The sequence below is a fragment of the Sphingomonas degradans genome (assembly GCF_053502645.1).
In genome coordinates this window covers 3,459,586-3,485,774 of record NZ_CP177172.1, presented here as the reverse complement: position 1 = coordinate 3,485,774, position 26,189 = coordinate 3,459,586, and the positions used below count along the sequence as shown (strand labels likewise).

Genomic DNA, 26,189 nt, shown 5'->3' with positions numbered 1-26,189 from the left:
CCCGCGCTTCAAGAACCGCCGCCTTCATAGGCATTGACGATCCGCCCGACGATCGGGTGGCGCACCACGTCGCCCACGCCGAAGCGCACGATCGAGATGCCTTCGATTCCCTCCAGCTTGTGCACCGCGTCGTTGAGCCCCGAGGCGGGCGGGCCGCCGGGCAGGTCGGTCTGGTTCGGATCGCCACAGATCACCATCCGGCTGTTCTGGCCGAAGCGGGTGAGGAACATCTTCATCTGCGCCGGCGTGGTGTTCTGTGCCTCGTCCAGAATCACGAAGGCGTCGGCCAGCGTACGGCCGCGCATGAAGGCGATCGGGGCGATCTCGATCTCGCCGCTGGCGATGCGGCGCTCGACCTGTTCGGCGGGCAGGCAATCGTAGAGCGCGTCATAGATCGGGCGGAGATAGGGATCGACCTTCTCCTTCATGTCGCCGGGCAGGAAGCCGAGCCGCTCGCCCGCCTCCACCGCAGGGCGCGACAGGATCAGCCGCTGGACGCTGCCGGTGATGAGCTGGGCCACCGCCTGCGCGACCGCCAGATAGGTCTTGCCCGTGCCCGCCGGCCCGAGCGCGAAGATCATGTCGTTCGACACGAGTTCGCGCATGTAATGCGTCTGCGTCACCGATCGGGGAACGATCGTCTTCTTGCGCGTGCGGATCATGATGCCCGGCGCGCCGCCATTGCCGGTCGCGGGCGCTTCCGCCCGGATGATGCCGGTGAGCGGCGGCTCGCTCGACATCGCGATCACTGCCTCGATCAGCCCGGTGTCGATCTCTTCGCCGCGAATGACGCGGGCATGGAGTTCCTGGAGCACTTCGCGGGCATGGGCGACGGCCTCTGCCGACCCCTCGATGAGCACCCGCTGGCCGCGCGCGTGGATATAGACGCCCAGCCGCTCCTCGAGCGCGAGCAGATTGCTGTCATATTCGCCGAACAGCTGGGGCAGCAATTGCGGCTTGTCGAAATTGACCTCTGCCCGGGAACGGTCACCGGACTGGGCGGGAACGGGCTTGCGGCTCATGCGGTCCTTTCGGGGCTGGGGCGATGTTGACGAAGTTCAGGCATCTGGGGGGCTGGCCCCATAAATATGTTGAGGAAGTTTAGGGTTCCTCGGGGGCATGTGCAGGCTGTCGCCCGTGCCGGGGCATGGCCTGGAAAGGCGTAACCGGACGCGGGGCGGGTGGTTCCGGGGCGGGTGCTGGCGTGGCGCATGGAATGCGGCAGAGGATGGCAGAGGCGCGCGGTGTAGGACAGCGAATTCTGCGCCTGCGCGCACTATCCGGCTGGCGCATTCTACCGGCCGGACCGGGCGGCGCCATGCGGGTTTTACGCAGTGGCGGCGCGGCATCCGATCGGCTGATTCGCGCGTTGGGGGTGCCGACAGGGCGGACCGAATGACGTTTGGAGCATGATGCAATGACACAGGATTTCTCAGGCAAGGTCGCGATCGTCACCGGCGGCGCATCGGGGATCGGCGAAGCGATCGTGCGCGATCTGGCGGCGCGCGGCGCCCGCGTGGTGATCGCCGATTTCAACCTGGACGGTGCCGAGGCGCTGGCGACCGAACTGGGCGGCGACGCGCGGGCGTTCAAGGTCGATGTCGGCAACCCCGAACAGGTCAAGGCGATGGTCGACTTCACCGTCGAAGGCTTTGGCCGGCTCGACCTTGCCGTGAACAATGCGGGCATTGCGGGCGCGAGCGCGCCGATCGCCGACGTCGATCCCGACGACTGGCGGCGCGTGATCGACGTCAACCTGAACGGCGTGTTCTATGGCATGCGCTACCAGATCCCGGCGATGCTGAAGAACGGCGGCGGATCGATCGTCAACATGGCGTCGATCCTGGGCGCGGTCGGCTGGGCCGGGTCGGTCGCCTATGTCACTGCCAAGCACGCGCTGGTCGGCATGACCAAGACCGCCGCGCTGGATTACGCGCAGCAGGGCATCCGCGTGAACGCCGTCGGGCCGGGCTTCATCCAGACGCCTCTGATCGAAAGCAGCATGACCGACGAGGCCCGCGCCGGGCTGATCGCGCTGCACCCGATCGGCCGGCTGGGGCGGCCCGAGGAAGTGGCGGCACTCACCAATTTCCTGCTGGGCGACAGCGCATCGTTCCTGACCGGGGCCTATTACCCGGTCGATGGCGGCTATCTGGCGCGCTGAACCCGCGCGGGCGGTAGAGTCTGTTTGAAAATGCGCCGTAGCGCATTTCGCGGTGCCGGCCCGCTCCCCCACCCGGCCACCCAACGGCAGTGTATTCTATGGGTGGCCGGGTGGGGGAGCGGGCCGGCACCGCCTTGAAATTCGCTCTTTCGCGAATTTTCAAACGGTTTCTTACGCCGCCGCCTGCACCCGCTCGACCCCGGCGAGCGAATTGGGGTCGGCGCGGACGATTTCCACGTCGACCAGGTCGCCGATCTTGGCATCGGTCATCAGGTGGACCGATTGCAGCCATGGCGACTTGCCGAGCATCTGGCCGGGCAGCTTGCCCGTGCGCTCGATCAGCACCTGGCAATTGCGGCCCAGCGTGGTCGCGTTGAACGCTGCCTGGTGCCGGTTGAGCGCGGCCTGGAGCCGTTGGAGCCGTTCGTCCATCACCGCTTCGGGGACCTGATCGGCCATGTCGGCGGCGGGTGTCCCCGGGCGGGGACTGTATTTGAAGCTGAAGCACTGGGCATAGCCGACCGCGTCGACCAGGCTCAGCGTATCTTCGAACTCGGCATCGGTTTCGCCCGGAAAGCCGACGATGAAGTCGCCTGACAGCGCGATATCGGGGCGCGCGGCGCGGACGCGATCGAGGATGCGGAGATAGGAATCGCGCGTGTGGCTGCGGTTCATTGCCTTGAGCACGCGGTCGCTGCCCGCCTGGACCGGCAAGTGCAGGAACGGCATCAGCTTTTCCACCTCGGCATGCGCGCGGATCAGCCCGTCGCGCATGTCGTTGGGGTGGCTGGTGGTATAGCGGATGCGGGCCAGCCCCCCGATCCGGTCGAGCGCGGCGATCAGCCCGTGGAGCCCGGTGCCGGCGGCATCGTCCCACGCATTGACGTTTTGCCCCAGCAGCGTGATCTCGCGCGCGCCGGCATCGACCAGCGCCTTTGCCTCGTCGACGATCGCGTCGAACGGGCGGCTGACTTCGGCGCCGCGGGTGTAGGGGACGACGCAATAGGTGCAGAATTTGTCGCACCCTTCCTGCACGGTCAGGAAGGCCGAGGGGCCGACCTTGCGCCGGCGGGGCAGCGCGGCGAACTTGCTCATCGCCGGCATGTCGGTATCGAGCGCGGCCTTGCCCGCCGCCGCATCGGCGACCAGCTGGGGCAGGTTGTGATAGGCTTGCGGGCCGACCACCACGTCCACCTTGGCGCGGCGGACGATTTCGTCCCCCTCCGCCTGCGCGACGCAGCCGGCGACTGCGATCATCGGGTCCTTGCCGTGTTTGCGCAGGCGCCCGATGTCCGAATAGACCTTTTCGGTCGCGCGTTCGCGGATGTGGCAGGTGTTGAGCACGACCAGATCGGCGTCGCCCGCATCGACGGCGGCAGTCAGGCCCTGCGCGGCCATCAGCTCGGCCATGCGCTCGCCGTCATAGACGTTCATCTGGCAGCCGAACGACTTGATGTGATAGGTTTTGGGGGTTGGTTTCATGTGGGGGCGCTATAGCGAAAACAACTGTCATGCTGAACTTGTTTCAGCATCCAACGCGCGGCAATTTGACGGCCATGAGAGAGCGTACCCCCTGGGTGTACATTCTGGCGAGCCAACCGCGCGGGACGCTGTACATCGGGGTTACGTCGGATCTGGCCGGGCGGCTGTACCAGCATCGCAATGCGATAACCGGCGGATTCGTGTCGCGCTATGCGGTGCAACGGCTGGTGTATTTCGAAACCTGCGCGGCGATTGCGGGGACGCCATAGAGTGCAAGGCGCGCGGCGGGTTGGATGCTGAAACAAGTTCAGCATGACAGGGGGGGGCATGCGCTGAGCCCCTCAGTCCGGCTGGCGCACCTTATACCCGATCGCTTCCTCGGCGAAGCGGAAGGGGCGCAGGGGGTGGCCGAGCGCCGCGACCAGCGCGGTTTCGATGCGGCGGCGGCTCTCGGCGGCGATTGCCTTGCGGCCGGGGAAGTCGGCGGGAACGAAGGGTTCGAGGAAATGGACGCGCAGCGCGAAGCTGCCGGGGCGCGACAGCACGCGGCGGGCATTGTTGATGCCGCTTTCCTGGCCGATCCAGCCGATATCCTCGCCCGCAGGTCCATAGTCGAGCATCACCGGCTGAACCATCACGCCCGGCGGCGGGGGTTCGAGCACGCGCAGCATCGGCGTCTTGAACGGCAGCAGCGACTGGCCATCGGTGGTGGTCCCTTCGGGAAAGACCGTGATCGCCCAGTTGTCGGCCAGCGCGTCGCGCAGCTGGTTGATCTGGTCGGCGACGCCCAGCCGGTTCTCCCGCTTGACATAGACGGTGCGGTTGAGCCCTGCGAGCCAGCCGACCACGGGCGAGGCGCCGATCTCTGCCTTCGCCACGAACGCCGTGCCGCTGGCGCCGCCCAGCGCGAGGATGTCGATCCAGCTCAGATGATTGGAGACATAGAACACGTCGCGCTTGAGCGGGGTGCCGACGGTGCGGACGCGGGCGCCGGCGATCCGCGCGGCAGTGCCCAGGAAATGGCGCGGCCAGGGCGAGGGCAGGCGGAAGAGGCGGAACAGGTAATGGAGCGGCACGAACAGCGCGACCGCGCCCGCCAGCATCGCCACGCGCGACCACAGCCGCGCCTGTTCGATGCCGTTCAGTTCGGTGCGGACGCCCTCGGCGGCCTCAGCTCTTGCGGTCGAGCGCGACGCCATAGAGCTCCATGCGGTGATCGACGAGGCGGAAGCCCAGCCGCTCGGCGATCTGCTTTTGCAGCAGCTCGAGTTCGGGGTCGACGAATTCGATGACCTTGCCCGATTCGACGTCGATCAGGTGATCGTGATGCGCCTCTGGCGCGGGTTCGTAGCGGGCGCGGCCGTCGCCGAAATCGTGGCGGTCGAGAATCCCGGCCTCTTCGAACAGGCGCACGGTGCGATACACCGTGGCGATCGAAATCCCCGGATCGATTGCCGAGGCGCGTTCATAGACTTTCTCGACGTCGGGATGATCTTCGGCGTCGGACAGCACGCGCGCGATCACCTTGCGCTGTTCGGTGATGCGGAGCCCTTTGTCGTGGCAGAGCTGTTCTAGATCAATCTTGCGAGGCATCGGGCTGATGTAACGGCAATGGGGCGCGGGGGGAAGGCGTCTTGTCCCCATTCGGGAACGTGCCGTGCGAAAGGGCGGGCAAAAGCAAAGGGCCGGGGGATACCCCCGGCCCTTCGTCGTTCGCGGTCCCGGCGCGAAGCCGGGGGCCGGGGATCAGCGCGTGCGGCGCTTGGTGCCCAGGCCGATCTTCTTGGCGAGCGTGCGGCGCTGCTCGGCATAGTTCGGGGCGACCATCGGATAGTCGGCCGGCAGGTTCCACTTGGCGCGATACTGTTCCGGGGTCATCTGATAGTGCGTCATCAGGTGGCGCTTCAGCATCTTGAGCTTCTTACCGTCTTCAAGGCAAACGATAAAATCGGGCTTCACCGACGCGCGGACGGAAACGGCCGGCTCCTGCTTCACTTCGGGCTCGACCGGGGCGCCGCCAAGTCCAGTCAGTGCGCCATGCACGTTCTGGATGAGCACCGGGAGATCCGAAACCGCGACGCTGTTGTTGCTGACATGGGCAGCGACAATATCGGCGGTGAGCGTGATCAGCGTTTCCTGAATGTCCGAAGAAGCGTTCATGATATTCCTTTCGACCCAAGTATAAGGGCGACTATAGGCTGTCGCCTGCGAAGCCCTATCGGACCATTTTGGATGGAGCGCAAGATAGCAGATCGCAGGTCTGTGAAAAATTCAAGCCAGTTTCCGGGCAAAGGTCTGGGCATCAAACATTTGGCCCGTCTTTCCCCTATAGTAGTCGCGACGTTCGCCGACCTTCTCGAAACCTTCGCGGCGGTATAGCCGCACGGCATCGTTTCCCGCCCGTACCTCCAGATGCAACTGGTGCGCGCCGCGCGCCTCGGCCTCGGCGGCGAACGCGCGCAGCAAGGCGCCGGCAACACCCCGGCGCCGCGCGGCGGGCAGGGTGGCGAGCAGCAGCAATTCGGCCTCTTCCCCCGTGGAGCGCGACAGGGCGAAACCCGAATCGACTCCGTCCAGGCTGGCGACGACGAGCCACACGCCGGGCAGCGAGAGCATCCCCAGGCACTGGGCGCTGGTCCAGGCTTCGCCGAACTGCGGATCGAACGCGGCCTGCATGATGCGCGTCACGGCGGGGACGTCGTGCACGCCGCCTTCGCGCAATTCGGTGAGGTTGAGCGTGCTGCTCATGCGAGGCCCCGCTCGGCCAGCGTCTTCGCATCGGGCGCGCGGCCATAAATGGGGCGCGGGGGAAGCGTGGTGAAGGCAGGGGCGAGCAGGCGCGCATCGGCGGCGTCGGGCAGCGCTTCGGCGCCGGCAAAGCCGGAGTCGAATGCCGTCAGGCGGCGCACCCCGCTGCCGAACGCCGGGCGGCCGGCGATCGCGGCGATGGCCTCTGCCGGCGCCAGCGAGCGCAGTGGTTCGGTGGCGGCAAAGGGGTGCGCCGTGAAGGCCTGGACGAACACTTCGCCATGTCCGCCTTCGAGCACGACGGCGAGGTCGGACAGCGCGGGATCGGCGGCAAAGGCGGCGGCGGCGAGCAGGGCGAGCGACGAATAGCCGTGGACTTCCGCCCCCCATCCGATCGCCAGCCCGCGCGCGGCGGCAAGCCCGACGCGGACGCCGGTGAAGCTGCCGGGCCCCACATCCACCAGGATGCGGGGCGCGCGCCCGTTGCCGGGAAGCCCGGCGATCATCGGGATCAGCCGCTCGGCATGGCCGCGGCCCACGACGTCATGCGCGCGGGCGACGACCGCACCGTCGACGAGCAGCGCGACCGAGCACGCCGCCGTCGCGGTTTCGATGACGAGCGTCGACAGCGCCTCAGACGACGCGGTTGAACTGTTCGAATTCGGGCCGGGGGAGCCGGCCAAAGATTGTGGAGGGGTCACCATGGCCCAGTGTCGATATGAAGTTGGACTTCACGCGGGGCTGGTCGCTGAAGAACGCTTCGTCAACCTTTGCATTGTCGAAACCCGACATCGGGCCGGTATCGAAACCCAATGCGCGCGCCGCGATGATGAAATAGGCGCCCTGGAGCGAGGAATTGCGGAACGCATGGACTTCGCGCGCGGCGGGATCGGCGAACCAGTCCTTCGCGGGCGCATGCGGGAACAGCCAGGGGAGCTGCTCGTGGAAATCCAGATCGGTGGCGATGATGACGGTTGCCGGCGCCTTGCGGATCTTTTCCGCGTTGCTGCCGCTCGACAGGTCGGCGAGCTTGTCCTTCGCCGCCTGGCTGGTCACCCACACGAACCGTGCCGACTGCTGGTTGACCGAGGTCGGCCCCATCTTGAGCAGATCATAGATGGCGCGGATATCGGCATCGGTGATCGGCTGGTCGGTATAGCCGTTGTAGCTGCGGGCGGTACGGAAGATCGTATCCAGCCCTGCATCATCCAGGGGGTGGGCCATGCGGTCGGTCCTTTCGGGGTGGGTGCGCGGGGTTAGATCGCGCGGACTTCGGTGACTTCGGGAACGTAATGCTTGAGCAGCTGCTCGATCCCGTTCTTGAGCGTCGCGGTGGACGAGGGGCAGCCGGCGCACGCGCCCTGCATCTGGAGATAGACCTTGCCCGCGTCGAACCCGCGATAGACGATGTCGCCGCCATCATTGGCGACCGCCGGGCGGATGCGGGTTTCGATCAGCTCGCGGATCTGCGCGACGATGTCGGCATCCTCGGGATTGTCGCCGAACTCGGCGCCCTCGGGCGGGACGGCGATGCCGGCGGCAGAGCCTGCGCGGAACAGCGGCATGTTGGCCGAGAAATGATCGAGCAGGATGCCCAGCACGTCGGGCTTGAGCATCGGCCATTCGACGCCGGGGGCGGCGGTGACCGAAATGAAGTCGCGGCCGAAGAACACGCCGGTCACGTCGCCGAGCCCGAACAGCGCGTCCGCCAGCGGCGACGCCTCCGCATCTTCGGGCGAGGCGAAATCGCGGGTGCCGGCATCCATCACGGTGCGACCCGGAAGGAATTTGAGCGTCGCGGGGTTCGGCGTGGGTTCGGTCTCGATCAACATGGCCGCGATGTGGGCGCTTGGCGGCCCGGGATCAAGCGCCGCTCTCGGAAACGCAAGGTTGCCGGCGTCAGTCCTTGGGCGCGTCGCGCGTGGTCGTCTCGGAGACCTCGCGGTCGTGGCCGCTCTTGTCGCTGAAGAAGGCGGCGGCGAACAGGCCGCAGCCGAGCAGGGTCGAGACGAACACGCCGCCGACCGTGGCGAGGATCATCGACAGATAGAGCGGGCCGAACAGCGAGAGATACCATAGCGCGCCCGCGACCATCACCACCCCGGCGATACCGATGATGAGGAGCATCCGGCGAAATTCGCCCCAGGCCTTTTGCCGCGCGGCGGTGGTGGTTTCCATGTCCCTTATGTCGGGCAGCGGCAGTGCGGTTTCAAGCCGATCGCGCCGCCACCAGCCGTCGGGGAACCAGGATCGGCGTATTTCGTACATCGCGGCGAAAGGTGCGCGCTGGCAAGCCGGTGCGATCGCCATTAGATGGGGACTCATGCTTCGTACCTTGCGGTTACCGCTCCTCGCCTCGCTCGCGCTCGCACCCCTCGCATCGGCGCTGCCGGTTCAGGCCCAGACCGCCGCTACCGCCACCACCCCCGCCGCACGGCCGGTGCAGACGGCGGACGATCCGTGGCTCTACAAGGGCAGCGACCTTGTCCATGACGACGAATGGAAGTTCGGGCGCCTGCCGAACGGCGTGCGCTATGCGGTGCGCAAGAACGGCGTGCCGCCGGGGCAGGTGTCGGTACGGGTGCGGATCGACGCGGGTTCGCTGATGGAGAAGGACAGCGAGCGCGGCTATGCGCACTTGCTGGAGCACCTGTCGTTCCGCGGATCGGTGCACGTGCCCGATGGCGAATCGAAGCGCATCTGGCAGCGGCTGGGCGTGACCTTCGGGTCGGACAGCAACGCCAGCACGACCTTTACCCAGACCGTGTACAAGCTCGACCTGCCGATGGCGACGCCGACCGGGCTGGACGAGAGCTTCAAGATCCTGGCCGGCATGATGACCGGCCCGGCGATCACGCAGCAGGCGCTGACCGCCGAGCGCCCGGTGGTGATGGCCGAACAGCGCGAGCAGCCGGGGCCGCAGGTGCGGTTGCAGGATGCGATGCTCGACCTGATGTTTGCCGGGCAGCCGGTGGCGCAGCGCGAGCCGATCGGCACGACCGAGACGCTGCTGGCCGCGACGCCGGAGAGCGTGCAGGCGTTCCACGACCGCTGGTATCGCCCCGAGCGCGCGACCGTGATCGTCATCGGCGATGTCGATCCGGCGCAGATGGAGGCGATGGTCGCCAAATATTTCTCCGACTGGAAGGGGACGGGCCCGGCGCCCGCCAACCCCGATTTCGGCAAGCCCTCGCCCGATCATCCCGCCGCCGCCAGCCTGGTCGAACCGGCGCTCCAGCCGCTGGTGATGATGACGATCGTGCGCCCCTGGACGGTCTATGCCGATACGGTGATCTTCAACCAGAAGCGCATGGTCGATCTGGTCGCGATCCGCATCATCAGCCGCCGGCTGGAGACGCGGGCGCGCAGCGGCGGATCGTTCCTGGCCGCCGGCGCCGACCTGAGCGACGTGGCGCGATCGGCCAATGTGACGACCGTACAGATTCTGCCCACGGGTGACGATTGGGAGGCCGCGCTGCGCGACGTGCGCGGGGTGATCGCCGACGCGCAGGCCGCGCCGCCGACCCAGGCCGAGATCGACCGCGAACTCGCCGAGATCGAAGCGCAGATGAAGCAGCGGATCGCCACCGCGCCGGTCGAATCGGGAATGAGCCTGGCCGACGATCTGATCCAGGCGGTGGACATCAACGAGACGGTGACCACGCCCCAGGGGAGCTACGACATCTTCAAGGGCGCAGTGACTGCCCGGATGTTCACCCCCGCGACGGTGCAGGAAGCGTCGAAGCGCGTGTTCCAGGGCACGGCGACGCGCGCGCTGGTCAACACCCGCACCCCCGATCCGCAGGTGGTGGCCAAGGTGACCGCCGCGCTCCAGGCCGATGTCGCCGCCAGCGGCAAGCGCCGCAGCGTCGGCAACGTCACCTTTGCCCAGCTCCCCAAACTGGGCGCGCCGGGCAAGGTGGCGAGCCGCACCGTGGCGGTGCCGGCGGCGGAGATCGAGAAGGTCGTCTATGCCAATGGCGTGACGCTGTTGATGCGGCCCGATGCGTCGGAAGTCGGCAAGGTCTATGTCAACGTCCGCTTCGGGCGTGGCCTGAACGCGCTGCCCTCCACGCCTTCGGCGGCCTGGGCGGGCGAGATGGCGCTGATGGCGGGTGGTGTCGGCAAGCTTGGCCAGGAGGAACTGGACGCGCTGACCGGCAATCGCCAGATCGGGCTGAACTTCGGCATCGACGACAATGCCTTCAAGCTCGCGGGCCAGACCAACAAGGCCGATCTGGCCGACCAGCTCAAGCTGTTCGCGACCAAGCTGGCGGCGCCGGCATGGGACCCCAATCCGGTGCTGCGCGCCAAGGTGGGGATGCTGTCGGGCTATGCCGGGCTGTCTGCCGCGCCCGACGGCGTGCTGTCGCGCGACCTGGAAAAGCTGCTCCATTCGGGCGACGCCCGCTATGGCATCCCTGCGCGCGAGACGATCGAGGCGATCACGCCGGCGGCATTCCGCAAGCTGTGGGAGCCGCTGCTCGCGACCGGGCCGATCGAAGTCGAGGTGTTCGGCGACATGGACGCCGACGCGACGGTGAAGGCCGTGGGCGAGACGTTCGGCGCGCTCAAGCCGCGTGCGGTGGCGGCCAAGCTGACGCCCGAGGCGCCGTTCCCGGCGCATGTCGACAAGCCGGTCGTGCGCACCCACACCGGCAAGGAAGACCAGGCGGCGGCAGTGATCGCCTGGCCGACCGGCGGCGGCACCGCAGGCATTGGCGAGAGCCGCAGGCTCGACGTGCTGGCGGCGGTGTTCCGCGACCGGATGATCGACCAGCTGCGCAGCCAGGCGGGCGTGAGCTATTCGCCCAACGTCGCCAGCCAGTGGCCGACCGGCATGAGCAGCGGCGGCAAGCTGATCGCGCTGGGCCTGGTGCCGCCCGACAAGACCGGCTTCTTCTTCCAGCTTTCGCGCGGGATCGCCGCCGATCTGGTCGCGAAGCCGATCGACGCGGACGAACTGACCCGCGCGCTGACCCCGCTGAAACAGATGATCATCCGACAGTCGAGCGGCAACATGTTCTGGATGCGGCTGGTGGAAGGCGGCAGCTTCGACCCCGCGATCCTGGCATCGGTGGAGACGCTGGCACGCGATTACGCACAGGTCACGCCGGCGGAGCTGCAGGCGCTGGCCGCGAAGTATCTGCGCCCGGACAAGGACTGGACACTGGCGATCGTGCCGGAAAAGGCGGCGAAGTAAGGGGCGTCGATCCCCCTCCCGCGTGCGGGAGGGGTTAGGGGAGGGCCCGTGCCAGCCCCGCGCGGTGTCGTTGTTTGGCGCGCTTTGTTGGTTCGCGCGGAGGCGCAGAGGCGCAGAGAAGAAGGAAGAGGGCCCGCCCCGGCGCCAGTTATCCTCCTTCCGCAGCAGGTATTGGCGCGAGGCGGCGCCAGACCTCTGTCACCCCGGGCTTGACCCGGGGCCCCGCTGCCTTTCCGTCCGCGAGCGTTTGGCCGAAGAAGCGGGGCCCCGGGTCGAGCCCGGGGTGACGCGGTATGTTGGGCTGGCGATCGTGCCGGAAAAGGCGAAATAGTCCCCCTTCCGCGTGCGGGAGGGGCTAGGGGAGGGCCCGTGCCTCTTGCGATGTCGCTGTGTGGCGGGCCGTTTTTGGTTCGCGCGGAGGCGCAGAGGGCGCAGAGAAGAAGGGGGCTGCGCCGCGCCGCGCCGCGCCGTCTTGCTCCGCAGCAGTTGGTTGGCGCGAGGCGTCGCCACCATCCCTGTCACCCCGGGCTTGACCCGGGGCCCAGCTGCTCCCTGTTCGCGACCGGTTGGCGGAAGAAGCTGGGCCCCGGGTCAAGCCCGGGGTGACGTGGGGGTGGGAGCAGTCGCGGGCGGTTTGGGGTTGGGCCACGGGGTGAGAGTGTCCCCTCCCTTTGTCGCCCCGGCCTTGAGCCGGGGTCCCGCTGTCTGCGGCGGGCGGTGGAGGAGAAGACGCTGGGCCTCGGGCCGAGCCCGGGGCGACGCTGGGGCGATTGGCGGGGCTATCCTCCCGCCCGGACAGGACGCTAAGGGCGGATATTCCCCCAGCCCTTTTAGGAACCCCGGATGATCCTGCGCAGCGACGAGACCCTGGATGTGGACGTGCCCGGCGGGGGCGCGATGCGGATGCATCTGTTTCGGCCCGCGATCGAGGGGCGGTTTCCCGGCGTGTTGCTGTTCTCCGAAATCTATCAGGTGACCGCGCCCATTCGGCGGCTGGCGGCGATGATCGCGGGCAATGGCTATGTCGTCGCGGTGCCCGAGGTCTATCACGAGTACGAGCCCGCCGGGACGGTGCTGGCCTATGATCCCGCCGGCACCGATCGCGGCAACGCGCTGAAAGTCACCAAGCCGGTCGCGGCCTATGACGCCGACGCGGCGGCGGGGCTGACCGCGCTGGCCGCGCACCCGGCGTGCAACGGGCGGCTGGGGACGTTCGGGGTTTGTCTGGGCGGGCATCTGGCCTACCGCGCCGCGCTCGACCCGCGCGTGGCGGCTGCGGCGTGCTTCTACCCCACCGACATCCATTCGGGCACGCTGGGCGAGGGGCGCAGCGACGACAGCATGGCGCGGATGGCCGATCTTAAGGCGCAGATGCTGTTCGTCTGGGGTCGGCAGGACCCGCACATCCCCTTTGCCGGCCGCGAAGCGATCCGCGCGCGGCTGGAGGAAACGGGCGTGTCCTATGCCTGGCATGAGATGAACGCCCAGCACGCCTTCCTGCGCGACGAGGGCCCCCGCTATGACCCCGCGCTGTTCCTGGAGGCGATGTCGCTGACGCTGGGGTTTTACCGGCGGGTGTTGGGGTGAGGGGACTTCTTCAATCCTCCCCCGGAGGGGGAGGGGGACCGGCGTAGCCGGTGGAGGGGTAGTCTCCGCGGGCGATCCGGGTGATGTGTTTGACCGTCCCTTCGGGGTTCGACAGAATCTCCACGGCCGCGATTCGTAGTACCCGTACGCCCTGCGCAGTGAGCCAGGCGTCCCGAGCAGTATCGCGCTCTGGCCGATCACCTCGCGCATGTGCCTCACCGTCGATTTCGATTGCCAATCTTGAAGCCGGACAGAAAAAGTCTAGGACATAGGGTCGTGCCGGATGTTGGCGCCGGAATTTCAAGCCCTCGGGCCGCTTTCGTAGCTCCTGCCACAGCAGCACTTCCGGCAGGCTCATCGTGCGGCGAAGCGCTGCGGCAAGCCGTTGGGTTTTCTTCGGGCCGTGCAGCATGCGGCGACTACCCCTCCACCAGCCTGCGGCTGGTCCCCCTCCCCCTCCGGGGGAGGAATGACGCTACGCCATGCCCGCCCCCTCAATACAGCGCGTCCAGCCGCTCCCCGTACACTTGGCGGAGCACGTGCCGGCGGATCTTCAGGCTTGGCGTCAGCTGTTCGTTCTCGATCGTGAAGGGGCCGTCCGCCAGGATGAATTTGCGGACGCGCTCCGTTACCGACAACTCGCGGTTCACCCGCTCGACCGCGGCGGCGACGGCGGCCTTGTAGTCGGGGTCGTGGCTTAGCGAACGGAAGTCGCAGCGTTCGCCCGAGCGGGCGCACCATTCCTGGGTCCATTCGGGGTCGGGGACGATCACGGCGGTCATGTACGGCTTCTTGTCGCCGGCGATCATCGTCTGGAGGATTTCGGGCTGGAGCGTCAGCATCCCCTCCACCTTTTGCGGGGCGACGTTTTCGCCCTTGTCGTTGACGATGATGTCCTTCTTGCGATCGGTGATCTTGATGCGGCCCTTGGCGTCGATCAGGCCGATGTCGCCGGTGTGGAGCCACCCGTCCTTGAGGACGCGCGCCGTCTCTTCCTCGTTGCGCCAATAGCCGTGCATCACCAGCTCGCCGCGCACCAGGATCTCGCCGTCCTCTGCGATGCGGACCTCGACGTCGGGGAGCGGCGGGCCGACCGTGTCCATCTTGAGCCCCGCGCTCGGGCGGTTGCACGAGATGACCGGCGCCGCCTCGGTCTGGCCATAGCCCTGGAGGAAAGTGATGCCGAGCGACTGGAAGAAGATGCCGACTTCGGGATTGAGCGGCGCGCCGCCCGATACCATCGCCTTGATCCGCCCGCCGAAGCGCTTCGCCAGCTTGGGCTTGAGCGTGGCGCCTAGGAACAGGTCCATCGGCTTGTCGAGCAGCGACGCGGTGCCGCTCGCCTTCTTGCCGCCCAGCGTGACCGCGCGATCGAGCAGATAGCCGGCGAAGCGGCCCTGTTTCTCGACCTGTTTGGTGATGCGGGTGCGCAGCACTTCGAACAGGCGCGGCACGACGACCATGATCGTCGGACGGACCTCTTCGATGTTCGAGGCGAGCTTTTCGAGCCCCTCGGAATAATAGATCTGCGCGCCGAGCCCGATGGGGAAGTGCTGGCCGCCGGTATGTTCATAGGCGTGGCTGAGCGGCAGGAACGACAGGAACACTTCGTCGCCCCAGCCGAAATCCTCCGAAATGATCGTGCAGCAGCCCGCGACATTGTGCAGGATCGCGCCGTGATGCTGCATCACGCCGCGCGGGGAGCCGCCGGTACCGCTGGTATAGATGATGCAGGCCAGCTCTTCGCGCGCGAAGGTGGCGCGTTCGGCCATGACGGCGGCGGGGGTATCGTGCCGGGCGATCAGCGTGGCCCAGTCGTGGAACTCCAGGCTGCCCTGCTGCGCGGCATGGACGTCGTCGATGCCGATGACCATCCGCGCGGACGATGCGCGGATCGCGGCGGGCAGCACGGTGCGCGCGAGCTTGGCGTTCGACACCACGATCGCGCAGGCGCCCGAATTTTCGATGATATGCTGGTGATCGCGTTCGGTATTGGTGGTGTAGGTGGGCACGGTGACGCAGCCCGCCGCCATGATCGCGAGGTCGGTGATGCAGAATTCGGGGCGGTTCTCGCATACCAGCATCACGCGATCGCCGCGCTTCAGCCCCAGCGCCTGGAGCGCGGTGGCGAGGCTGGCGACCTGATGCGCGGCCTGTGCCCAGCTGGTCGCGTGCCATTTGCCGCCGCTCTTGTGCCACAGGAACGGGGCGTCGCCTCTCTCGGCGGCGCGCACGAAAAACATCTGCACGAGATTGTCGAAACGTTCGAGCTGGCGGCGCATTGCGTGGTGTCCCTCTCTCCGGTCGTGCCCTTTTTCACGGGGGCATCCTTGCCGGGGGGCTGTTCATACTGCGCCACCGGCGGCGTGTCGACGCAGGGAACGTGGACCTGTTCCCGTGAAGTGCGCTACCGAGGCACAATGTTGCTGCGCACAACGGGTTGAAGCACAAGCGAGAAGACAGCGCAGCACGCCTCTCGCGCTCGGGGACGTCGATGACAAAGATCCACAAGACCATGGCGGCGCTGGCGGCGCTGATGCTGGCATCCTGTGCGGCACCGGGTGTGCGCCCGGCGGCGCAGGTGGCGGCGCAAGCCCCGGCGCAGATCTTCGTCGTGTCGGCCAATCCGCGCGCGACCGATGCGGGGATGGCGGTGCTGCGGCGCGGCGGGAGCGCGGTGGACGCAGCGATCGCGGTGCAGGCGATGCTGTCGCTGGTCGAGCCGCAAAGCTCCGGCGTGGGCGGGGGCGCGTTCCTGACCTATTACGATGCCGCCGCGCGCGACGTGACGGTCTATGACGGGCGCGAGACTGCGCCGGCGGGCGCATCCGAGGGGATGTTCCTGGGCGCCGACGGCAAGCCGCTGCCCTTTGGCGACGCCGTGCTGAGCGGGCGGGCGACTGGCGTGCCGGGTGCGGTGCGGATGCTGAGCGTCGCGCATCGCGATCATGGCAAGCTGGCGTGGCGCACGCTGTTCGGCGATGCCGAGCGGACCGCGCGCGAGGGGTTTGCGATTTCGCCGCGCCTCGGCCGCTTCCTCGGCGGGCGCTTTCCCGAGAACAGTGCGCCCGATGTGATCGCCTATTTCTCGAAGCCCGATGGCACGCGGATGACGACGGGCGACGTGCTGCGTAACCCGGCCTATGCGGCGTTCGTGCGGCGGCTGGCCGCGCAGGGCCCGGACGCGCTCTATAGCGGCGAGACTGCGCGGCGGATCGTGGCGCGGACGCAGGCGGCGCCGCTGGGCGGCGCGATGACCCTGGCGGACCTGGCCGCCTATCGCCCCGTCAAGCGCGCGGCGCTGTGCGGGCGGTATCGCGTGTACAAGGTCTGCACCCCGCCGCCGCCGTCGAGCGGCGTCGGGCTGCTGGAGCTGATGGCGCTGCTGGAGCGCACCGACATCGCCGCGCGGGGGGCGGAGGACCCGCAGGCGTGGTTCCTCTTCGCCGAGGCGAGCCGGATCATGTACGCCGATCGCGACCGCTATGTTGGCGATCCGGCGTTCGTGCAGGTGCCGGTCGCCGGACTGCTGGCGCCCGATTATATCGCGGCGCGGGCGAAGCTGATCGGCGCGAGCGCCGGGCCGGCGCCGGTGGCGGGCACGCCCGCCGGGGCCGTGGTCGCGGCGCGGGATACGACCGCCGAGCCGGCGGGCACCTCGCACTTCATCGTCGGCGATGCGGCGGGGAATGTCGTGTCGATGACCACTACGGTCGAATCGATCTTCGGATCGGGGCGGATGGTCGACGGGTTCTTCCTCAACAACCAGATGACCGATTTCGCGCTGGCGCCGCGCGATGCGGCAGGGCGGCTGTCGGTCAACGCCGTCGCGCCGGGCAAGCGCCCGCGTTCGTCGATGACGCCGCTGGTGCTGATCGACGACCAGGGCCGCTTTGCCGGGGCGCTCGGGTCCGCCGGGGGGAATGCGATCCTCGCCTATGTCGGCAAGGCGCTGGTCGGCGCGGTCGACTGGAAGCTGCCGATGCAGGACGCGCTGGCGCTGCCCAACCTCGTCGCGCGCGGCGGCAGCTTCAACGGCGAAGTGACCAAGTTCCCGCCGATGGTCCTGCGCGGCCTGACGGAGCGCGGGATCACGCTGCGGCCGGGGCAGGGCGAGGATTCGGGGCTGCACGGCGTGATCGTCCGCGATGGCCGGATCGACGGCGGCTATGATCCCCGGCGCGAGGGCAAGTTCGTCGTGGAGCCCGCGCCCGCGCGCTAGAGTCGTTTGATCGGTGCCAGCCTGCCCCGCCCCCCGGCCACCCGGGTGGGGGGGAGCGGGCGGTGCTGCCCTGTTTCAGCTTGACTGAAACAGCGTCTGGACCGGGTGCCGATCCAGCCAGTGCAGCAGCGCGGCGTTGACCTGTTCGGGCTTTTGCCACGGGATGAAATGGCCGCCATCGTCGATCTGGACCAGCGAGTAATCGGGGATCAGCCGCTCCAGCCCGTCGAACAGGCACGGCAGCAGCCCGGTGTCCGCCATGCCCCATATCACCAGCGTCGGTTGCGGCTGGAGCGGGAAGGGGCCGTCGATCCAGCTGGGGCGATCGGGGCTCTCGTCCATCGCGGGCACGATCATGCCGGTCGCGCGATACCAGTTGAGCATCGCCGTCATCGCGCCGGGCTGTGACCATTGTTCGAGGTAGAGCGCCTTTTCCGCATCGGGCACCGCCGCGGCGAGATGCTTGACGAACAGCGAGTCGAAGAATCGCTCCAGCGCCTCGGGCGTGACGTTGCGGTCGAAATCGGTTTCGCGGAAATAGCGGATATACTGGCTCGCCGCGCGCTGGGCCGGGTCGTCGAACAGCTTGCGCTGGAAGATCTGCGGGTGCGGCGCGTTGATGATGACCAGCCGGGCAATGCGCTTGGGATTCTGCAACGCCGCCATCCACGCGATCGCGCCGCCCCAGTCATGCCCCACCAGCGTGAAGCGGTCGATTCCGAAATGATCGGCCAGCGCCAGCAGGTCGGCCACCGGTTTCTCGGGTGCGTAGTTCGCGACCCCCTCGGGCTTGGACGAGCGGGCATAGCCGCGCTGGTCGGGGGCGATCACGAAATAGTCCTTTGCCAGCGCCGGGATCTGGTGGCGCCAGGTGCGGTGCGATTCCGGGAAACCGTGCAGCAGGATGATCGGTGGATTGGCGCGGTCGCCCGCCACCGCGACGTCCAGCGCAACGCCGGTCGGCAGGGCGATCCGTTGCAGATCGAACATGGCATTCTCCCCTGTGTCGCGCAGATTCACCCGGCCCTGACGGGTGATCCGCGTCGTTGGGGAACAATGCTCCCGCCAAAAGGCTCCCGCAAGGGGCGGGACGCCCCCTGTTTCGCGTTACGGATAGCTGACCGTCTTGGGCACTTCCGGAATGGGGATGAACTCCTTGTCGTCGCCCGGCACCTTCGGGAAACTACCGGCTTTCCAATCTTCCTTCGCCTGGTTGATCCGGTCGCGGCTGGAGGAGACGAAATTCCACCAGACGTGGCGCGGCGTCGTGAACGCCTCGCCGCCGCACAGCATCACGCGAGCGCCGCGTTCGGAGCGCAGCGTCGCGTGCGTGCCGGGGCGCAGGACATAGAGCGTCATCGGGATCAGCGGCATCCCGTCCAGGCTCGCCTCGCCCATCGAGACATACAGCGCGCGCTCATCGGCGCTTGGGTCGATGGGGATGCTCGCCCCCGGCTCCAGCGCGATATCGGCGTAGATCGTCTGGGCATAGCTGGTGGTGGGGGCGGAGGCGCCCCACAGCTCGCCCATGATGACGCGCGCCGTCGCGCCGCCTGCGCGGATTATGGGCAGCTCGGCGGCGGCGACATGCTCGAACGCGGGGTCGCGCTCCTCGTCCTTCTCGGGCAGCGCGAGCCAGGTCTGGATGCCCGACAGCTCGGGCCCCTTTTCGCGCTCGGCAGAGGGCGAGCGTTCGGAATGGACGATGCCGTGCCCCGCAGTCATCAGGTTGACCGCGCCGGGCTCGATCGTAGCGAAGGTGCCCAGCGAATCGCGATGGTCGATCGCGCCGGCATAGAGATAGGTCACGGTCGCCAGATTGATGTGCGGGTGCGGGCGCACGTCGATGCCGGTGCCGACGTCGAGATGGGCCGGGCCCATCTGGTCGAAGAAGATGAACGGGCCGACCATGGTGCGCGGCCGCGACGGCAGCGTCCGGTGCACCTTGAACCCGCCCAGATCATGGCTGGTCGGTTCGATCGTGTTGATGATCAGGTCTTCGCGCATCGGTGCCTCCGTTGATCGCACCGGGGTAGCGCGTCCGGCGCGGTTCGCCCAGTCAGACTAGGGTTTAGGGCGCGGAACCCAGCGTTTCCTGCGGCTGCCCTTGCGCCGCGTCGATCATCGCCCACAGATCTTCGGGAAAGATCGGCTCGGGGTGCGCGGCGATCTCCGCGCGCGTGAACCAGCGCCAGCTGCGCATGACCCGCTGTTCCAGCGCGGTGTGGCGCGCGGTATCGATCGCCTCGGCATCGGTGCGCACCAGGAAATAGCGCTCGTCGGCGTCCACCGGCACGCCCTCGATCGTTATGAACTGGACGAAGCGCCGCGCGACTTCGGGGCCGGGTTCGGCGTCGATGCCTGTTTCCTCGATCAATTCGCGCCGCGCCGCCGCCGCATAGCCTTCGCCCGGATCGAGTGCGCCGCCGGGCGTGCACCAGAAGGGTGGCCGGTCGTCGGGATCGAAGCGGAACAGCAGGACGCGGTCCTGCCCGTCCAGCAACAGGATGCGCGCCGCCGGGCGTGCGGTGCGGGGCGTGCTCATTCGCCGGGCGCGCGCGCCTTGATCGCCAGCGCGTGGATGCGGCTTTCCAGCAGGTCGGCGAGCGCCTGGTTGACCAGCCGCTGGCGCGCGACGCGGTTCAGCCCGGCGAAGGCGGGGCTCTCCACGGTCACGCTGAAATGCGATTCGCCGGTGCCATCGTCGCCCAGATGGCCGCGATGCTGCGCGCTGTCGTTGCTGACGGCGAGATGCGTGGGGGCGAGCGCGGCGGTGAGGCGGGCCGTGATGATGTCGGCAAGCGGGGCAGTGGCAGAGCGTGTCATGCCGCCTATATAAGCCGTTTTGCCGAGAGAGTCGCGTGCCTGCCAACCACCCCCGCAAAGATCGCCCCAGCGCCCGCTTCCACGGCCGTGTGGAAGCGCAGGGCAGGCTGTGCGCGCATCCGGGCTGCACCGAGCCGGGCGAGTTCCGCGCGCCGCCGCTGGAGGGGGCAGTGGGCACCGGCGATGGCCCGCCGCCGTTCCGCTGGCTGTGCCTCGACCATGTCCGCGCATTCAACGCGGGGTATAATTTCTTCAGCGGCATGAGCCCCGACGAAATCCACGACGCGCAGCGGCCCTATGCCGGCTGGGAGCGCGAGACGCGGGCGTTCAACGCCACCGGCGGCGCGGATCGCCCGCCGCGCTGGGCCGATTTCTCCGATCCGCTCGACGCCATCGGCGCCCGCTTCCGCAGCCGGATGGCGGAGCAGGCGGGGCGCAAGGACGGCAAGCCGCTGTCGGGCATGGACCGCGACGCGCTGCGCACGCTGGCGCTGGACGTCGATGCCGATCGCACGGCGCTGCGCAAACGCTATTCCGAGCTGGTCCGCCGCTATCACCCCGATCGCAACGGCGGCGACCGCAGCCACGAAGGCGCGCTGCAAAAGGTGATCGCCGCCTATCAGCAGCTCAAGGGCTCACCCGCCTTCGCCTGATCGGCGGCGATGCGCTGCGCCACCGCTTCCAGCTGCACCGCCACCGCCATCCAGCCGGCCTCGAAGCCCATGACTTCATGCTGCGCCTTGGTTTCCTCGGACCAGTGGCGTGCCGAGGCGCGGTAGCGGGTGCGTTCGCCTTCGGGCTCGAATTCCCAGATGCCGACCATGAACGCCTCCTGCGGCACCCATCCCGCAGTGAACGCGTCGGTGGTAACGACGCGGCGCTCCGGTATCACCTCCAGGAACACGCCTTCCAGCCGGTTTTCCTCGCCATCGGGGCCGCGCATGATCATCGCGCTGCGGCCGCCGGCGCGCAGCTCGAAGGCGATCAGTTCGGTGGTCCAGGGCTTGGGGCACCACCATTGTTCGAGATGGTCGGTCCAGGCCGACCACACGGCGCTGACGGGGGCATCGATCAGCTTCTCGATCGACAGTTCCAGCGAAGGGGTATCGTTCATTGTGTGCTCCTCAGTCCCGATCGGGCGCGCCGAGTGGGAAATAGTGGCGATAGGGGCGCGCCTCGTCCACGGCCCGCGCGACCGAGGGTCGGGCGAGCAGCCGGGCGCGATAGGCGCGCAGCGCCGCATGGGCCTCCGGGATCGGATGGACCCAGTCGGCATAGAACAGCGCGGGCGCGGCGGCGCAGTCGGCCAGGGTGAAGGCGTCGGCGGCGGCCCATTGCCGCGCCGCCATCCATGCCTCCAGCCAGCCATAGATCGTGTCGAGCGCCGCTTTTGCCTGTTCCACGGCCACGGGATCGCGGCGTTCGGCCGGGCGCAGCGCATCGCTGACGACCCGCTGCATGTTCGCCATCACGTGATTGTCGAAGATGCGGTCCATCATCCGCACCTCCAGCGCGGCGTCGCCGTCGGGCAGCAGCGGCGTCGGGCCTGGATGGTGGCGCTGGAGATGCTCGATGATCACGCTCGACTCCATCACCGGCACGCCGCCATCGACCAGTAGCGGGAAGGTGGCCGGCGGCCACAGCCGGGCAAGCGCCGCGCCGTGCTCCGGGAACGCGCGATCCACCGAGCGAAAGGCGAAGGGCGTCGCATTCTCGTACAGCGCGATCAGCACTTTCCAGGTGTAGGACGAGAAGGGGTGGCCATAGAGCTCAAGCATCGGCCGCCGGGCCGCTGACCAGGCCGAACGCCGCCCCCTCCGGGTCGAGCGCCTGCAACACGCGCTCGCCGCCGGGCACGTCCATCGGGCCGTTGGTCACGGTGCCCCCCGCCTGGACGACGCGGTCCTTGGCGGCATCGACATCCGCGACGCGGAAGTAGAATCCCCAGCCCGGACGCGCGCCCGGCGGGGCGCGCATGATCGCACCCACTGCCTCGCCGCCCTCAGGCCCGATAAAGCTGTATTCGCCCATCGCGCCCATCGGCATCCCGCCCATATGGGTCAGGCCGAACTGGCGATGGTAAAAGCCGAGCGCCGCGTCGGCGTCCGGCGTCAGCAGCTCGTTCCAGCCGACATGGCCGAGGCCATGGCGCTGGTAGGCGGTGCTGGTGGCGCCCTCGGTCGCGCCGCGCATCACGTAGAAGGGGATGCCCTGCGGATCGGTGACCATCGCGATGCGGCCGACGCCCGGCGCGTCCCATGCGGGCACCATCACCGTGCCGCCCTCGGCCACGATCGCCGCGACCGACGCATCGACGTCGTCCACAGTGAAATAGGCGAACCACGCCGGCGTCGCCCCTGCCGCGAGCATCGCCGCGTCGAGCTGGAGCACGCCGCCGGCCTGACCGTCGTGTGCCTCGATCATCCGGTAATCGATCGGGCCGGGCGCCGCCTGCGCCGCGATGCGCCAGCCGACCACCGCGTCATAAAATGCCTTGGCGGCGCCCGCGTCGCGGGTCATCAGTTCGTACCACAGGAAACTGCCATGCGGATTGGTCATTGCGTCCTCCTTTTGCGTGGCGATCACGCCTGCCCGACGTCGAGAATCGGCTCGAACCCGCCCCAGAACATGCGCTTGCCGTCGAACGGGATCTCGCCATCGGGCTGCATCCGCTCGTCGGTCATCATCTTGCCCCAGCCGGCGTCGCGCGTGGCCTTGTCGGGCCAGACGACCCACGAGAAGACGATGCCTTCGTCGTCGGTGGCCTGCACCGCGCGATAGAAGTCGGTGGTGTGGCCGCGGGGAATGTCTTCCCCCCAGGTCTCGACCACGCGCAGCGCCCCGAATTCCTGGAACATCGGCGCGACTTTCTGCGCCATGGCGACATAGGCATCTTTCTTGCCCTTCGGCACGGGCAGCACATAACCGTCGATATACATCGTCTCTCTCCTCAGGCGGGTTCGGGCATGGCTGTCTTCAGCTCGCCCAGTTGCGCATCGATCGCCGCGACGAAGCCGGGGCGGGCGGTGCAGCGCCGCTGATAGGCAGCAAGCGCGGGGTGTTCGTCGAGCAGGTCGGTATGGTCGAGCGCGCGCAGCGCTGACGCCATCAGCAGATCGCCGGCCGTGAAGCTGCCTTCCAGATAGTCGCGGTCGCCCAGCGCCGCTGCCAGCTGCCCCAGCCGCTTGGCGATCGCCTTGACCAGGCTGGGGCGGCGCAGCCTCGCCCATTCCTCGCCTTTCGCGAACAGGTCGACATTGGTCAGCTCCATCAGCTGCGGCTCGACGCTGTTGAGCGCGGCGAACATCCAGCATTGGGCGCGTGCCCGTGCGACGGGATCGCGGGGGAGCAGTGCGTCGGAGCGTTCGGCGATGTGGAGCACGATCGCGCCCGATTCGAACATCCGCACCGCGCCCTCGCGATAGGCCGGCACCTGGCCGAACGGCTGTTCGGCGAAATGGCTGGCGGGGCGGTGGACGGCGCTGATCGGATCGGTGCGATAGGCGATGCCCGCTTCCTCCAGCGCCCAGCGGACGCGGTAGTCGCGCACATAGCCGCGCGCGAAATCCGGCACCCATTCGAAGGTGACGATCTCAATGTCGCTATCGGGGTCCTGAACCATGGTCTTGCTCTCCTGTATTCAGGGGTCGCCTTGGCGTTCGCGGTGCGCTCTTCACGCCGATGCGAGTTCGGGGGCGAACGCCCTGGCGGCGGCCGCTTCGTCCATGAACATCGGTTCGAAGACATGGCCGTCGGGATCGGCGAAGCTGCGGCTGTACATGAACCCCATGTCTTGCGCCGGGCGCACATCGCGGGTGCCGCCGGCGGCACCGGCCTGTTCCACGATGCTGTCCACCGCCTCGCGGCTGTCGCGCGACAGGCACAGCAGCACTTCGCTGACCTGATGCGCGTCGGCGACCGTGCGCGGCGTGAACGTCTGGAAGAAGTCGAGGTGGAGCAGCATGAAGCTGATCGTGTCGGACAGCACCATCGCGCTGGCGGTGGGTCCGCTGAAACGCGGGTCGATCGTGCAGCCGATCGCTTCATAAAAGGCAGTGGCGCGCGCCACGTCCGCAACCGGCAGGTTTACGAAGATCATCTGTGGCACTGGCACTCTCCCCTTTTCCACTCGCGATTCGCGCGGCCATTGATTCGTGCCCACACAGGTTATAAAAAGCAACCATGAAGTTAGAAAATATAACTAAAGGTCGCAAGGATACAAAGCGTTGGTACGACGATGCCTGCGGCACTGCGCTCGCGCTCGAGTTCGTCGGCGAGCGCTGGGCGTTGCTGATCGTGCGCGAATTGCTGCTCGGGCCGCGCCGGTTCGGCGAAATCCGAAAGGGGCTGGCGGGGATCAGCGCAAATGTGCTGACCCAGCGGCTGGCCGGGCTGGAGGCCGACGGCATCGTCATGCGCGAAACGCTGCCGCCGCCCGCCAATGTCCAGGTCTATGCGCTCACCGATTGGGGGCGAGAGGCGGAGCCGGTGGTGATGGCGCTGGGCCGCTGGGCGCTGCGTTCGCCCCGGCACGATCCCAGCATGCCCTTTTCGCGCGTGTCGCTGATGCTGGCGCTGCGGATGATGCTGCTCCCGGAAAAGGCCGCGGGATGGGCCGGCCGGATCGGCTTCCGGCTGGGCGAGGAAAGCTATCTGACCGAGGTCGCCGACGGCGCGCTGGCGATCACGCGCGGCAGCCTGGAAGGGGCGGAGGCGGTGTTCGTCGGCGCGCCCAATGACTTCCTGCCGGTGCTGTTCGGATCGATGCCGCTGGCGATGGCGCTGGCCGAGGGGCGCTTTGCCGTGGAGGGTGATACCGAACGCGCCGCCGCCTTTGCCGGGTTGTTCCTGCTGCCGCCCAAGGTCGGGGGATAGCGCGGCCGCCGGACATCGACGTTGCGGTGCGGCACGCAAGCCACTAGGTCCGGTGCGACACTAGGACCGAGACCATGGCAGATATTCCCAACACCCAGCCCGATAGCCGGGAAACCACGATCCTCGACGCCCCCGACAAGATGGTGAAGGTGCGCGACCTGTTCGGAATCGATTCGGACATGGAATGCCCCGCCTTCAGCATCGCGGACGAGCGCGTGCCCGATCTCGATCCCGCCTATGTGTTCGATCCCGACACCACGCTGGCGATCCTGGCGGGCTTTGCCCACAACCGCCGCGTGATGGTCCAGGGCTATCACGGCACCGGCAAGTCGACGCATATCGAACAGGTCGCGGCGCGGCTCAACTGGCCGTGCATCCGCATCAACCTGGACGCGCATATCAGCCGTATCGACCTGATCGGGCGCGACGCGATCGTGCTGAAGGATGGCCAGCAGATCACCGAGTTCCGCGAAGGCCTGCTCCCCTGGGCGCTCCAGACGCCGACGGCGCTGGTGTTCGACGAATATGACGCGGGCCGCCCGGACGTGATGTTCGTGATCCAGCGCGTGCTGGAGACCGAGGGCAAGCTGACGCTGCTCGACCAGAACCGCGTGATCCGCCCGAGCCCGTGGTTCCGCCTGTTCGCGACGGCCAACACGGTGGGCCTGGGCGACACCAGCGGGCTCTATCACGGCACGCAGCAGATCAACCAGGGCCAGATGGACCGCTGGAACATCGTCGTCACGCTCAACTATCTGCCGGCGGCGGTCGAGGCGAACATCGTGCTCGCCAAGTCCGGCGAATATGACAAGCCGGGCGGGCGCGAGACCGTGGAGAACATGGTCCGCGTCGCCGATCTGACGCGCCGGGGCTTCATCAACGGCGACATCTCCACCGTGATGAGCCCGCGCACCGTCATCACCTGGGCCCAGAACACGCTGATCTTCGGCGATGTCGGCTTCGCGTTCCGCCTGTCGTTCCTCAACAAGTGCGACGAGGCCGAACGCGCGCAGGTCGCCGAATATTACCAGCGCGTCTTCGGCAAGGACCTGCCCGAGAGCGTGGTGGGGAAGGCGTAAGCG

At 67.9% G+C, this 26,189-nt stretch carries 29 protein-coding genes and 1 pseudogene; 8 read left to right on the top strand and 22 right to left on the bottom strand.

The genetic code is table 11. The features are described from left to right. Positions 1 to 8 precede the first annotated feature (8 nt). Positions 9 to 1,022: a PhoH family protein gene (locus ACG3SL_RS15875; protein ID WP_448662137.1), complete on the bottom strand. Its 1,014-nt coding sequence runs from the start codon at positions 1,020 to 1,022 to the stop codon at positions 9 to 11. A 395-nt stretch (positions 1,023 to 1,417) separates the two neighbouring features. Between ACG3SL_RS15875 and ACG3SL_RS15870 the strand changes: the two genes are divergently transcribed. Continuing rightward, a complete protein-coding gene (locus ACG3SL_RS15870; RefSeq protein ID WP_448662136.1) occupies positions 1,418 to 2,164 on the top strand; it encodes an SDR family NAD(P)-dependent oxidoreductase in 747 nt (248 codons plus the stop codon). A gap of 171 nt (positions 2,165 to 2,335) precedes the next feature. Here ACG3SL_RS15870 and miaB read toward each other — a convergent pair whose 3' ends face one another. Next, positions 2,336 to 3,646: a tRNA (N6-isopentenyl adenosine(37)-C2)-methylthiotransferase MiaB gene (gene miaB / locus ACG3SL_RS15865; RefSeq protein WP_448662135.1), complete on the bottom strand. Its 1,311-nt coding sequence runs from the start codon at positions 3,644 to 3,646 to the stop codon at positions 2,336 to 2,338. 29 nt (positions 3,647 to 3,675) lie between these two features. Here miaB and ACG3SL_RS15860 point away from each other — a divergent pair. Beyond that, positions 3,676 to 3,891 (top strand): annotated as a pseudogene (locus ACG3SL_RS15860) (GIY-YIG nuclease family protein); the annotation flags it as partial. Between the two features lie 96 nt (positions 3,892 to 3,987). Here ACG3SL_RS15860 and ACG3SL_RS15855 read toward each other — a convergent pair. From ACG3SL_RS15855 to ACG3SL_RS15820, 8 genes are all read right to left on the bottom strand, one after another. After that, entirely contained in the window at positions 3,988 to 4,845 is an 858-nt protein-coding gene (locus ACG3SL_RS15855; protein ID WP_448662134.1) for a lysophospholipid acyltransferase family protein, read from the bottom strand. Next, positions 4,817 to 5,239 (bottom strand): Fur family transcriptional regulator, encoded by a 423-nt coding sequence (locus tag ACG3SL_RS15850; RefSeq protein ID WP_448662133.1) that lies wholly within the window; start codon positions 5,237 to 5,239, stop codon positions 4,817 to 4,819. Before ACG3SL_RS15850 ends, ACG3SL_RS15855 begins: the two co-directional genes overlap by 29 nt. A gap of 153 nt (positions 5,240 to 5,392) precedes the next feature. Continuing rightward, positions 5,393 to 5,806: a MucR family transcriptional regulator gene (locus ACG3SL_RS15845; protein WP_448662132.1), complete on the bottom strand. Its 414-nt coding sequence runs from the start codon at positions 5,804 to 5,806 to the stop codon at positions 5,393 to 5,395. 111 nt (positions 5,807 to 5,917) lie between these two features. Then, the gene (locus ACG3SL_RS15840; RefSeq protein WP_448662131.1) at positions 5,918 to 6,394 is read right to left on the bottom strand and encodes a GNAT family N-acetyltransferase; all 477 of its coding nucleotides are present in this window, start codon (positions 6,392 to 6,394) and stop codon (positions 5,918 to 5,920) included. Beyond that, entirely contained in the window at positions 6,391 to 7,023 is a 633-nt protein-coding gene (gene tsaB, locus ACG3SL_RS15835; protein WP_448665148.1) for a tRNA (adenosine(37)-N6)-threonylcarbamoyltransferase complex dimerization subunit type 1 TsaB, read from the bottom strand. The genes ACG3SL_RS15840 and tsaB overlap by 4 nt, the downstream gene beginning before the upstream one ends. Before the next feature lie 4 nt (positions 7,024 to 7,027). Beyond that, complete coding sequence (locus ACG3SL_RS15830; protein ID WP_448662130.1) at positions 7,028 to 7,618, bottom strand: malonic semialdehyde reductase; 591 nt, start codon at positions 7,616 to 7,618, stop codon at positions 7,028 to 7,030. Between the two features lie 32 nt (positions 7,619 to 7,650). Next, complete coding sequence (locus ACG3SL_RS15825) at positions 7,651 to 8,226, bottom strand: NifU family protein (RefSeq protein WP_448662129.1); 576 nt, start codon at positions 8,224 to 8,226, stop codon at positions 7,651 to 7,653. Between the two features lie 67 nt (positions 8,227 to 8,293). Then, the gene (locus ACG3SL_RS15820; RefSeq protein WP_448662128.1) at positions 8,294 to 8,719 is read right to left on the bottom strand and encodes a hypothetical protein; all 426 of its coding nucleotides are present in this window, start codon (positions 8,717 to 8,719) and stop codon (positions 8,294 to 8,296) included. Here ACG3SL_RS15820 and ACG3SL_RS15815 point away from each other — a divergent pair. Both ACG3SL_RS15815 and ACG3SL_RS15810 read left to right on the top strand, forming a co-directional pair. Beyond that, positions 8,718 to 11,597 carry a M16 family metallopeptidase gene (locus ACG3SL_RS15815; RefSeq protein ID WP_448662127.1) on the top strand — a complete coding sequence of 960 codons (2,880 nt, stop codon included), beginning with the start codon at positions 8,718 to 8,720 and terminating at the stop codon, positions 11,595 to 11,597. The two genes, ACG3SL_RS15820 and ACG3SL_RS15815, sit on opposite strands and share 2 nt — an antisense overlap. 843 nt (positions 11,598 to 12,440) lie before the next feature. Then, positions 12,441 to 13,184, top strand: a complete 744-nt coding sequence (locus ACG3SL_RS15810; RefSeq protein ID WP_448662126.1) for a dienelactone hydrolase family protein — start codon at positions 12,441 to 12,443, stop codon at positions 13,182 to 13,184. 10 nt (positions 13,185 to 13,194) lie between these two features. On the opposite strand, the gene ACG3SL_RS15805 is transcribed toward ACG3SL_RS15810, so the two are convergent. Together ACG3SL_RS15805 and ACG3SL_RS15800 are read right to left on the bottom strand one after the other, a co-directional pair. Beyond that, on the bottom strand, positions 13,195 to 13,542 hold the full coding sequence (locus ACG3SL_RS15805) for an endonuclease domain-containing protein (RefSeq protein ID WP_448665147.1): 348 nt from the start codon (positions 13,540 to 13,542) through the stop codon (positions 13,195 to 13,197). Positions 13,543 to 13,678: 136 nt separating this feature from the next. Beyond that, positions 13,679 to 15,466, bottom strand: a complete 1,788-nt coding sequence (locus tag ACG3SL_RS15800) for an AMP-dependent synthetase/ligase (RefSeq protein WP_448662125.1) — start codon at positions 15,464 to 15,466, stop codon at positions 13,679 to 13,681. 212 nt (positions 15,467 to 15,678) lie between these two features. On the opposite strand from ACG3SL_RS15800, the gene ACG3SL_RS15795 reads away from it, so the two are divergent. Beyond that, positions 15,679 to 17,406 (top strand): gamma-glutamyltransferase family protein, encoded by a 1,728-nt coding sequence (locus ACG3SL_RS15795; RefSeq protein WP_448662124.1) that lies wholly within the window; start codon positions 15,679 to 15,681, stop codon positions 17,404 to 17,406. A gap of 75 nt (positions 17,407 to 17,481) precedes the next feature. On the opposite strand, the gene ACG3SL_RS15790 is transcribed toward ACG3SL_RS15795, so the two are convergent. From ACG3SL_RS15790 to ACG3SL_RS15775, 4 genes are all read right to left on the bottom strand, one after another. Beyond that, entirely contained in the window at positions 17,482 to 18,396 is a 915-nt protein-coding gene (locus tag ACG3SL_RS15790) for an alpha/beta fold hydrolase (RefSeq protein WP_448662123.1), read from the bottom strand. A gap of 117 nt (positions 18,397 to 18,513) precedes the next feature. After that, positions 18,514 to 19,413, bottom strand: coding sequence for a pirin family protein (locus ACG3SL_RS15785; RefSeq protein WP_448662122.1), 900 nt, complete (start codon positions 19,411 to 19,413; stop codon positions 18,514 to 18,516). Positions 19,414 to 19,477: 64 nt separating this feature from the next. Further along, positions 19,478 to 19,951: an NUDIX hydrolase gene (locus ACG3SL_RS15780; RefSeq protein WP_448662121.1), complete on the bottom strand. Its 474-nt coding sequence runs from the start codon at positions 19,949 to 19,951 to the stop codon at positions 19,478 to 19,480. Beyond that, positions 19,948 to 20,232: a BolA family protein gene (locus ACG3SL_RS15775; RefSeq protein ID WP_448662120.1), complete on the bottom strand. Its 285-nt coding sequence runs from the start codon at positions 20,230 to 20,232 to the stop codon at positions 19,948 to 19,950. The genes ACG3SL_RS15780 and ACG3SL_RS15775 overlap by 4 nt, the downstream gene beginning before the upstream one ends. Positions 20,233 to 20,321: 89 nt before the next feature. On the opposite strand from ACG3SL_RS15775, the gene ACG3SL_RS15770 reads away from it, so the two are divergent. After that, positions 20,322 to 20,885, top strand: coding sequence for a J domain-containing protein (locus ACG3SL_RS15770; RefSeq protein ID WP_448665146.1), 564 nt, complete (start codon positions 20,322 to 20,324; stop codon positions 20,883 to 20,885). Here the strand turns inward: ACG3SL_RS15770 and ACG3SL_RS15765 are convergent. The 6 genes from ACG3SL_RS15765 to ACG3SL_RS15740 are packed head-to-tail and all read right to left on the bottom strand — an operon-like array spanning position 20,852 to position 24,331. Then, positions 20,852 to 21,346 carry an SRPBCC family protein gene (locus ACG3SL_RS15765; RefSeq protein ID WP_448662119.1) on the bottom strand — a complete coding sequence of 165 codons (495 nt, stop codon included), beginning with the start codon at positions 21,344 to 21,346 and terminating at the stop codon, positions 20,852 to 20,854. The genes ACG3SL_RS15770 and ACG3SL_RS15765 overlap by 34 nt on opposite strands. Before the next feature lie 10 nt (positions 21,347 to 21,356). Then, entirely contained in the window at positions 21,357 to 22,010 is a 654-nt protein-coding gene (locus ACG3SL_RS15760; protein WP_448662118.1) for a glutathione S-transferase family protein, read from the bottom strand. After that, positions 22,003 to 22,791 carry a VOC family protein gene (locus ACG3SL_RS15755; protein WP_448662117.1) on the bottom strand — a complete coding sequence of 263 codons (789 nt, stop codon included), beginning with the start codon at positions 22,789 to 22,791 and terminating at the stop codon, positions 22,003 to 22,005. The genes ACG3SL_RS15760 and ACG3SL_RS15755 overlap by 8 nt, the downstream gene beginning before the upstream one ends. A 23-nt stretch (positions 22,792 to 22,814) precedes the next feature. Then, positions 22,815 to 23,171 (bottom strand): DUF1428 domain-containing protein, encoded by a 357-nt coding sequence (locus tag ACG3SL_RS15750; RefSeq protein WP_448662116.1) that lies wholly within the window; start codon positions 23,169 to 23,171, stop codon positions 22,815 to 22,817. Positions 23,172 to 23,182: 11 nt separating this feature from the next. Then, a complete protein-coding gene (locus ACG3SL_RS15745) occupies positions 23,183 to 23,854 on the bottom strand; it encodes a glutathione S-transferase family protein (protein ID WP_448662115.1) in 672 nt (223 codons plus the stop codon). Between the two features lie 51 nt (positions 23,855 to 23,905). Next, complete coding sequence (locus tag ACG3SL_RS15740) at positions 23,906 to 24,331, bottom strand: VOC family protein (protein WP_448665145.1); 426 nt, start codon at positions 24,329 to 24,331, stop codon at positions 23,906 to 23,908. An 83-nt stretch (positions 24,332 to 24,414) separates the two neighbouring features. On the opposite strand from ACG3SL_RS15740, the gene ACG3SL_RS15735 reads away from it, so the two are divergent. Further along, entirely contained in the window at positions 24,415 to 25,107 is a 693-nt protein-coding gene (locus tag ACG3SL_RS15735; RefSeq protein ID WP_448662114.1) for a winged helix-turn-helix transcriptional regulator, read from the top strand. A gap of 74 nt (positions 25,108 to 25,181) precedes the next feature. Beyond that, the gene (cobS, locus tag ACG3SL_RS15730) at positions 25,182 to 26,186 is read left to right on the top strand and encodes a cobaltochelatase subunit CobS (protein ID WP_448662113.1); all 1,005 of its coding nucleotides are present in this window, start codon (positions 25,182 to 25,184) and stop codon (positions 26,184 to 26,186) included. Positions 26,187 to 26,189: the final 3 nt, after the last annotated feature.

What these genes read in the sequence shown, in the direction of transcription:
- ACG3SL_RS15875 (WP_448662137.1), bottom strand. Translation starts at nt 1,022, where the DNA reads ATGAGCCGCAAGCCCGTTCCCGCCCAGTCCGGTGACCGTTCCCGGGCA.
- ACG3SL_RS15870 (WP_448662136.1), top strand. Translation starts at nt 1,418, where the DNA reads ATGACACAGGATTTCTCAGGCAAGGTCGCGATCGTCACCGGCGGCGCA.
- ACG3SL_RS15735 (WP_448662114.1), top strand. Translation starts at nt 24,415, where the DNA reads ATGAAGTTAGAAAATATAACTAAAGGTCGCAAGGATACAAAGCGTTGG.
- ACG3SL_RS15825 (WP_448662129.1), bottom strand. Translation starts at nt 8,226, where the DNA reads ATGTTGATCGAGACCGAACCCACGCCGAACCCCGCGACGCTCAAATTC.
- ACG3SL_RS15760 (WP_448662118.1), bottom strand. Translation starts at nt 22,010, where the DNA reads ATGCTTGAGCTCTATGGCCACCCCTTCTCGTCCTACACCTGGAAAGTG.
- ACG3SL_RS15840 (WP_448662131.1), bottom strand. Translation starts at nt 6,394, where the DNA reads ATGAGCAGCACGCTCAACCTCACCGAATTGCGCGAAGGCGGCGTGCAC.
- ACG3SL_RS15795 (WP_448662124.1), top strand. Translation starts at nt 15,679, where the DNA reads ATGACAAAGATCCACAAGACCATGGCGGCGCTGGCGGCGCTGATGCTG.
- ACG3SL_RS15755 (WP_448662117.1), bottom strand. Translation starts at nt 22,791, where the DNA reads ATGACCAATCCGCATGGCAGTTTCCTGTGGTACGAACTGATGACCCGC.
- ACG3SL_RS15810 (WP_448662126.1), top strand. Translation starts at nt 12,441, where the DNA reads ATGATCCTGCGCAGCGACGAGACCCTGGATGTGGACGTGCCCGGCGGG.
- ACG3SL_RS15820 (WP_448662128.1), bottom strand. Translation starts at nt 8,719, where the DNA reads ATGAGTCCCCATCTAATGGCGATCGCACCGGCTTGCCAGCGCGCACCT.
- ACG3SL_RS15775 (WP_448662120.1), bottom strand. Translation starts at nt 20,232, where the DNA reads ATGACACGCTCTGCCACTGCCCCGCTTGCCGACATCATCACGGCCCGC.
- ACG3SL_RS15750 (WP_448662116.1), bottom strand. Translation starts at nt 23,171, where the DNA reads ATGTATATCGACGGTTATGTGCTGCCCGTGCCGAAGGGCAAGAAAGAT.
- ACG3SL_RS15855 (WP_448662134.1), bottom strand. Translation starts at nt 4,845, where the DNA reads ATGGCGTCGCGCTCGACCGCAAGAGCTGAGGCCGCCGAGGGCGTCCGC.
- miaB (WP_448662135.1), bottom strand. Translation starts at nt 3,646, where the DNA reads ATGAAACCAACCCCCAAAACCTATCACATCAAGTCGTTCGGCTGCCAG.
- ACG3SL_RS15805 (WP_448665147.1), bottom strand. Translation starts at nt 13,542, where the DNA reads ATGAGCCTGCCGGAAGTGCTGCTGTGGCAGGAGCTACGAAAGCGGCCC.
- ACG3SL_RS15745 (WP_448662115.1), bottom strand. Translation starts at nt 23,854, where the DNA reads ATGGTTCAGGACCCCGATAGCGACATTGAGATCGTCACCTTCGAATGG.
- ACG3SL_RS15740 (WP_448665145.1), bottom strand. Translation starts at nt 24,331, where the DNA reads ATGATCTTCGTAAACCTGCCGGTTGCGGACGTGGCGCGCGCCACTGCC.
- ACG3SL_RS15830 (WP_448662130.1), bottom strand. Translation starts at nt 7,618, where the DNA reads ATGGCCCACCCCCTGGATGATGCAGGGCTGGATACGATCTTCCGTACC.
- ACG3SL_RS15850 (WP_448662133.1), bottom strand. Translation starts at nt 5,239, where the DNA reads ATGCCTCGCAAGATTGATCTAGAACAGCTCTGCCACGACAAAGGGCTC.
- ACG3SL_RS15785 (WP_448662122.1), bottom strand. Translation starts at nt 19,413, where the DNA reads ATGCGCGAAGACCTGATCATCAACACGATCGAACCGACCAGCCATGAT.
- ACG3SL_RS15815 (WP_448662127.1), top strand. Translation starts at nt 8,718, where the DNA reads ATGCTTCGTACCTTGCGGTTACCGCTCCTCGCCTCGCTCGCGCTCGCA.
- ACG3SL_RS15845 (WP_448662132.1), bottom strand. Translation starts at nt 5,806, where the DNA reads ATGAACGCTTCTTCGGACATTCAGGAAACGCTGATCACGCTCACCGCC.
- ACG3SL_RS15765 (WP_448662119.1), bottom strand. Translation starts at nt 21,346, where the DNA reads ATGAACGATACCCCTTCGCTGGAACTGTCGATCGAGAAGCTGATCGAT.
- ACG3SL_RS15780 (WP_448662121.1), bottom strand. Translation starts at nt 19,951, where the DNA reads ATGAGCACGCCCCGCACCGCACGCCCGGCGGCGCGCATCCTGTTGCTG.
- cobS (WP_448662113.1), top strand. Translation starts at nt 25,182, where the DNA reads ATGGCAGATATTCCCAACACCCAGCCCGATAGCCGGGAAACCACGATC.
- ACG3SL_RS15800 (WP_448662125.1), bottom strand. Translation starts at nt 15,466, where the DNA reads ATGCGCCGCCAGCTCGAACGTTTCGACAATCTCGTGCAGATGTTTTTC.
- ACG3SL_RS15790 (WP_448662123.1), bottom strand. Translation starts at nt 18,396, where the DNA reads ATGTTCGATCTGCAACGGATCGCCCTGCCGACCGGCGTTGCGCTGGAC.